The organism is Duncaniella muricolitica (genome assembly GCF_910574735.1).
Taxonomy (GTDB): Bacteria; Bacteroidota; Bacteroidia; order Bacteroidales; family Muribaculaceae; genus Duncaniella; species Duncaniella muricolitica.
Map to the genome: position 1 here is coordinate 20,762 of NZ_CAJTCF010000056.1, position 6,857 is coordinate 27,618.

The following is a 6,857-nucleotide window of genomic DNA, read 5'->3' on the forward strand; positions in this document are numbered from 1 at the left end:
ATTATGAAACATTTATTAATTCCTGCCTCCGCTCTTTTGTTGCTTATCGGGTGTTCGGCTCCCAAGAGTGACAATACATTTACCATCAACGGCACTGTCAACGGAGCTGCTGACGGCGAATATGTCATTGCTTCAATCCATAACAGCATTGACGGAGTGGTAAATGACACGGTTGAAATCCATGACGGACACTTTACTTTCACAGGTGAAGTCGCTCCATACGGAGGATTGGCCTATATAACTTATGGCGAGGAGTCCGAGCCATATAAGGGTGACAATCAGACAGGTCTTTATTTTAGTCCGGGTGTGACGGAGATTGCCTTTGATAAAGGTAAGGTAAATCAAGCCATTGTCTCCGGCTCGCGTCAGCAGGAGATAGATGAGAGCCTCAGTAAATTCTATGAAGAGTATTGGGCGCGCCAAAAAAAGCTCAGAGCCGATTATGAGCAGGGACTTATATCCAAGGAAGAGTATGATAGACAGGCCGAAGCTGCCTTCCGCGAATTTCCCGCCACACAGGCAAAGTATGTAGCCGAGAATCCTGATACATATTGGGCCTACAGGATGTTACTATCATTATCATCCCGTTATGATGCCGAGAAGTGTGATTCGCTCTATACTCTTATTTCACCCGAGTTGAAGGCAGATGACAAGGAGCTTGCCGCAGCTCTCGAAGCATGCCGCGCTACGCAGCCCGGCAAGCCGGCTCCTGAGCTTAAAGGTCACGACCCTCTGAGAGACATTGATTTCAGCCTTGCGGATCTGAAAGGCAAATATGTCGTGATAGACTTCTGGGCTACATGGTGCAAGGGTTGTGTGATGGGACTGCCACATATCAAAGAACTTTATGACAAGTATCACGACAAAGGGCTCGAAGTACTGGCCATGTCGTCGGACTATGAAGTCAATGTCTGGAAGCAGTATATGGAATCGCACGACATGAAGGACTATTATAATATACTTGTGTTTGAGGATGCATCGACCGACGAATCGGGACGCATATTGAATGATTCCAGAGACAACCGTCAGTCTTGTCGCTATAACGTCACATTCATTCCCCGCACATTTCTCATCGGTCCCGACGGCAATATCATAGGTGACCTCGAAGGAGAGGACCTTGACAAGAAACTTGTCGAGATATTCGGTGAGTAGACTTCTGATTCAGGACTACGAACGATAACAGCTTCAAAAACATTCGTAATAACTCTTTACAGATATAAAGGGAGACAAAAGCCTCAAAAAGAGACAAAAGTTTTTTTGAAATCATTAAATGATTGGTTTATAATGAGATAAAAACTTTTGTTTCTTTTGAGGCTTTTGTCCTTTTGTATCTCTTTAGTTGGGCAAGGGGTTATTCCGAGAAGAAAGTGCGGAAGGCGCGGACTGTGTAGGCCTGGTCGATGGTCGAGCCGGTCTCGCGCACCGAATGCATGGCCCAGAGGGCGTTGCCCATGTCGACACCGCGCAGGTCCATCTGGGCGGTGAGTATGTTGCCGAGGGTGGAGCCGCCGGGGACATCGCTGTGGTTGACAAATGTCTGGCAGGGCACTCCGGCTTTCTCGCAGATGGCTTTGAATACGGCCGATGAGTCTGCATCAGTCATGTATTTGCATCGGGCGTTGATTTTGATTACAGGGCCTCCGCCTACTACGGGATGGTTGGTGGGGTCGTATTTTTCGGCATAGTTGGGATGGAAAGCGTGGGCATTGTCGGCCGAAATCATGAATGACGAGGCTATGGCGCGTGCAAAGTCTTCGTCATTTCCCCCGAGCGAGCGGGTGATGCGGCGGAGCATTTCGGCCAGTACGGGCGAGGCCGCGCCCTGCTTGGTGCCTGAGCCGGTCTCCTCATTGTCAAAGATAGCCATGACGCGGGTCTGTGGACATTTACCGGTAGCCGAGAGCAGAGCCTCGAGAGCGGCGTGCACCATGCTCAGGTCATCGAGACGTCCCGACGAGACGAGTTCTTCGTTCATGCCTGTGAGGCAGGCCGGGGTGGTGTCGTAGAGCGAGAGGTCAAAGTCGAGTATATCCTCAAGGCGGCATTGCAGCTTTTCGGCCACAAGGCGCAGCAACAGGTTGTCGGCTTCGGCGCGCTCCTTGACGATACCTATCACGGGAAGCATGTCTTTCTGGGCCGAGAGGCGGTTGCCCTCGTTGACAGCGCGGTTGAAGTGGATGGCAAGGTGAGGGATGGTGAGGAGCGGACGGTCAAACTTTACCAGTTCGCGGCGGGGGTTGAGGGGATCGTCGCTGCGCAACACCACACGTCCGGCTATCGAGAGCGGACGGTCAAACCATGTGTAGTAGATGGGGCCTCCATACACCTCGACGTTGAGTTTTACTATGCCACCGTCCGATACCATTTCGGGGTGGGGCTTGATGCGAAACGTGGGCGAGTCGCTGTGGGCGGCAATGATGCGAAATCCTGCCGACGGGACACCCTCGGCCACATCGACGGCAAAGACCGCACTGTCGTTTTTCACCATATAATATTTGCCTCCCGGCCTGATGTCCCAGGCCTGAGTTGGGTCGAGGCGTTCATATCCGGCAGCGTCGAGACGGTTGGCTACGGTGAGCGCGGCGTAGAAATTTACCGGGCTTTGGTCGAGAAACTCCATGAGTCCCCGGGCTATTGTCTTGGTTTCTTGCATTGGGGTGGTGCGTTATTAAGGTAAGTATGCGCAAATCTAATCAAATTACTTCAATCCTGCAATCCGGCGAGTCGAATTATCCCGGAGAATAATGTGTCGCTCCATGCCAGAGGATTCAAATAATCTCCTAACATCCAATATTTTTCATCTGTTTTATTGTCAGAATGGAAAAATCTCGCTAATTTTGCACCATAAATCATCCCCATCCCCAATTCACTTTAATTCAACCCATTTAAGTGAATAAAAAGTCGGGCAGTTCGTGAGAACAGCCCGACTTTATTTTTGACAGGGCAGGGGGCGGTAGCACTGTAACCTAAACTCCTTTTTCCTCATTATTAGTATCATTTTTGTTTATTATCTGACAAGATACGAATATATAGAAATCGTTCGATACATTTTTTAACAGTTGAATTTCGTCGATTTTGACGGGATTTTGTCTTATTTAGTAGAAGCATCATTAACAAGTCCGTATGTTCAGGAAGTCAAAGCGTAATACCGTAAGTAAGATAATCGAGGGTAATCTTGATTATCTCGTTCGTTTTGCATATTTCCGTCTTGGAAATCACGTAGAAGCAGAGGACCTTGTGTATGATGCGGTTCTTCGATTTCTGGAGAAGGCTCCTGATGATATTAGACCGGAAAGCGTCAGGTTGTATTTGTTTAGGATAGTTCACAATCTTTGTCTTGACAAGACACGCGCAGGACATAAGGACTGGGTTACTATCGATGGAATAGATGTCGAAGACAGTACAACAGACAGTCTCGATCTTGAAGATGCAGACCGTATAAATGCTTGTCTTGATAGTATTCCACAGCGTGAGGCTGACGTAATCAGAATGAATGTGATTGACAATCTTTCATTTGTCGAAATAAGCGTAATCCTTTCAATCCCCCAGTCAACAGCCAAGTCCAGGTATAGGTTGGGTATGGATAAACTCAGAAAACTATTCATTAACAATAAATTGTCATAGCATGGAAGATTACAAGGATATAAGAGAATTGTTGAGACCTCGCCGTGACATTAAGGCATCAGCCAAACTTCGTGAGAAAGTAAGATTGGCTATTGACAAGGATCGCAAGAACCGTATGTTGAAAAAATGGGTGTTTGGTGGAATCAGTCTGAGTGCTGTAGCCGCTGTTCTGCTGCTCATGCTTATTCCTTCCGGAATGTCAGCCAAAGAAATTCTTTCTCAGGCAATAGAAGCGATGCGTAATTACGAAAGCATTGAAATGATTGTCGATGTCAGAACCCGACCGGTGGAAAACTTCAGATATATCAGCCTTGATGATGAGTTTGTCACCCACCGGATGGATATTACGGTCTCTGACTCTCTATTAAGCTGGCGTATAGATAAAGGTGAACGTGTTGCCATGAGTGATGGAAGGGATATTTATACTTGGATTCCTTCTGTAAAACTTGGATTCCATATAACAGAGACCGAGAATGAGAACGTATTGGGGTATATGGCAAACTTGTTGACTCCACGTAGGATACTTGAGGCTGAATTGCAGAATTGTATCAACAATAATAATGCGGAATACAAAGTCAGCAAGTCCGGTTCTGAAATAATTCTAACCGTACATGCCTCACCACAGGGTAATTTTGAAAATCCTTATTTGCTTAATAGTTCTATCACCGAATCTGAAAATGTGCGCAGATATGTCATTGACGCTAATTCCAAGGAATTAAAAAGTGCGACAGTCAGTGTGATTTCGAGAGGACGCGAAGTCGATGTGCTTAAGGTCATGTCTATTAATTATGACAGTTATGGTCATAACTTATCCTTGCCTTATGATATTAAGTTTGTAGAGACTGAAAATCAGCCTGCTGGATTAAAAGAATTAAGTGCGGAAGAGGCTGCTACCGCTGTGCTCAATGCTTTTACTGTCTGGGATGAAACGATTCTTGACAGAGTGATGATACATGAAGTATCCGATGCGGCATATAAGGAACAATTCAGTGGGGCAAAACTGATTTCAGTAGGACGTTCTTTTACGTCGGGTTCAGGTCTCTCGATTTTTGTACCATATACTTTGAAACTTCGCGACGGCACCATGCGACGTCATAACATAGCCTTGCAGAAAACAGACTCAGGCGGTTGGGTTGTGGTCGGAGGCCTTTAACCGAATAACATCTTAATTCTCAATAGGTATGCCATTAAACAAATTAATGGCAGGGCTATTGCTCTGCCTGTGTTTTAACACTCTTTTTGCATCAAATCAGGCTTATAAGGGTGTAGTAAAGGATAATTCCGGAAATCCATTGGAATTTGTAAATGTCACCTTGATGGCACTTAATGATTCAACACTGATAGACGGAACCGTAACTGATATGACGGGTCAATTTACCATTCCCGGCAACGCAACTCCGGTATTTCTGCGAATTACCGCTATGGGGTTCGAGGATAAGATTATCAACAATCCTATCTCCGATATAGGCGATATCATCCTTTCGCCGGCATCCTATATGCTTGGAGAAGTTGTTGTGAAAGGTTCACGTCCTGTGGCTAAGGTCAAGGGTGATGGAGTACAGGTGACAATTGCTGATTCATACCTTGCCAATACCGGCACTGCGCTTGAAGTGCTTGGCAAAATGCCATTTGTGACTAAGTCGGGTTCTGAGATACAAGTTCTTGGAAAAGGCATCCCATTGATATACATTAACGGCAGGCAGGTCCGTGATATGTCTGAGCTTGATCAACTCGCATCTTCGCAAATCAAAATGGTTGATGTCGTAACTAACCCGGGAGCAAGATACGCTTCGACAGTCAACTCAGTGATAAGGATTACAACTGTCGCACCGATAGGAGAAGGATTTTCATTCAATGACCGTACGACAGTCGGATATAAACATTATGCCTATATGTTTCAACAGGTTAATCTCAACTGGCGTAAAAACGGTTTTGATCTCTTTGGCATGTTGAACTATGAGAATTACAGAGAGCGTCCCCGATTCTCGAATAAAACTACCCAATACCTTAAATCCGGGATTGTGCAACAGAGCAGTCACGGACGAGATTTTGCTAAATATCTTGTATATCAAGGCAAATTAGGCCTGAATTATAATTTAGCGTCCCATAACTTTGGTTTCTATTATGATTTCTCATATAAACCATCGACAATTTCCGGCATCGCGATAACTGACCGTTGTATTGACAACATATTTACAGAAACCCTTGAGGATTACTCTGATTCAAGACACCATAACCGTCAGCATCTGGCAAGTGCATATTACTTCGGGCAATTAGGTAAATGGAAGCTGTCTGTCAATATCGATGCCTTGTGGCAGATTAACGATAGGAATAATATGGACACTGAAATTTCAACTGTCAATCCGTCGCGGGATTTTACAACAACCAACAATGTCGGAAACCGTCTCCTTGCAGGTAATGTAACGGCTGCTTTCCCTGTCTGGAAAGGTGATTTGAAATTTGGGGCTGAGGTGATCGGTATTCATCGCACAGACAGATATTCAGGGAATGCAGATTATATCACTGACAGTGATATTAAGATAGACGAGACAACAACGGCTTTGTTTGCCGAAACAGAACAGACTTTTGGAGCAATATCGGCAAATTTAGGGTTGCGCTGGGAATATACTGATTCCAAATATTGGCAATCGGGACAACTTAGAGATGACCAAAGCCGTAAATATCATAATCTCGCACCATCAGCCTCTTTGTCTTTGCCGATTGGCAATGTCAATACACGTTTTTCTTATATGAGAAAGACATCACGTCCGGCTTTCGAACAACTTAGCTCGGCTATAAAGTACATTGATCGATACAGTTATGAATCTGGCAATCCTAATTTGAAACCTATTTACCGCGATTATATTTCTGCCTCGGCCTCATGGAAAGATATTGTTATGGAACTTGAATACTGTTCAACCAAGAATTATTTTAACGTGAGTTCGATATAAGAGTTCAGTTATCCAATAATAAAACAATCAGCCATTTAGCATAAAACTAAATGGCTGATTTTCTTGGTATTCTCGCGAAAAATTCGTAAATTTATAGTGTCCAATTATAACATTTACGGCTCAAGCCGAAATTCCGGTGCATGTAATTTTCAGAAAATTGTTAAATTTGCGGTATGAAAACATCGGAAGCATTCTGGATGTTCTTGCCCCAGGGGCTGGACGAACTGTTTGAGATGGTGCGCTTCGAACGTACAGAACAGGCATATGACATATGGCTTGATG

General features: G+C 45.0%; 5 protein-coding genes. 4 read left to right on the forward strand and 1 reads right to left on the reverse strand.

The window, feature by feature from the left end; translation table 11 throughout:
• Nucleotides 1–3: 3 nt before the first annotated feature.
• Nucleotides 4–1,152, forward strand: coding sequence for a redoxin domain-containing protein (locus tag QGT73_RS12155; protein WP_280122558.1), 1,149 nt, complete (start codon nucleotides 4–6; stop codon nucleotides 1,150–1,152).
• A 199-nt stretch (nucleotides 1,153–1,351) separates the two neighbouring features.
• Here QGT73_RS12155 and QGT73_RS12160 read toward each other — a convergent pair whose 3' ends face one another.
• A complete protein-coding gene (locus QGT73_RS12160) occupies nucleotides 1,352–2,653 on the reverse strand; it encodes a M18 family aminopeptidase (protein ID WP_280122559.1) in 1,302 nt (433 codons plus the stop codon).
• Between the two features lie 470 nt (nucleotides 2,654–3,123).
• Here QGT73_RS12160 and QGT73_RS12165 point away from each other — a divergent pair, with 470 nt between their 5' ends.
• Genes QGT73_RS12165 through QGT73_RS12175 form a run of 3 tightly spaced genes read left to right on the forward strand, consistent with a single transcriptional unit; the run spans nucleotide 3,124 to nucleotide 6,575 of the window.
• Nucleotides 3,124–3,624 carry an RNA polymerase sigma factor gene (locus QGT73_RS12165; RefSeq protein ID WP_280122560.1) on the forward strand — a complete coding sequence of 167 codons (501 nt, stop codon included), beginning with the start codon at nucleotides 3,124–3,126 and terminating at the stop codon, nucleotides 3,622–3,624.
• A gap of 1 nt (nucleotide 3,625) precedes the next feature.
• The gene (locus QGT73_RS12170) at nucleotides 3,626–4,777 is read left to right on the forward strand and encodes a hypothetical protein (protein WP_280122561.1); all 1,152 of its coding nucleotides are present in this window, start codon (nucleotides 3,626–3,628) and stop codon (nucleotides 4,775–4,777) included.
• A 28-nt stretch (nucleotides 4,778–4,805) separates the two neighbouring features.
• Nucleotides 4,806–6,575 (forward strand): outer membrane beta-barrel protein, encoded by a 1,770-nt coding sequence (locus QGT73_RS12175; RefSeq protein WP_280122562.1) that lies wholly within the window; start codon nucleotides 4,806–4,808, stop codon nucleotides 6,573–6,575.
• Nucleotides 6,576–6,857 lie beyond the last annotated feature (282 nt).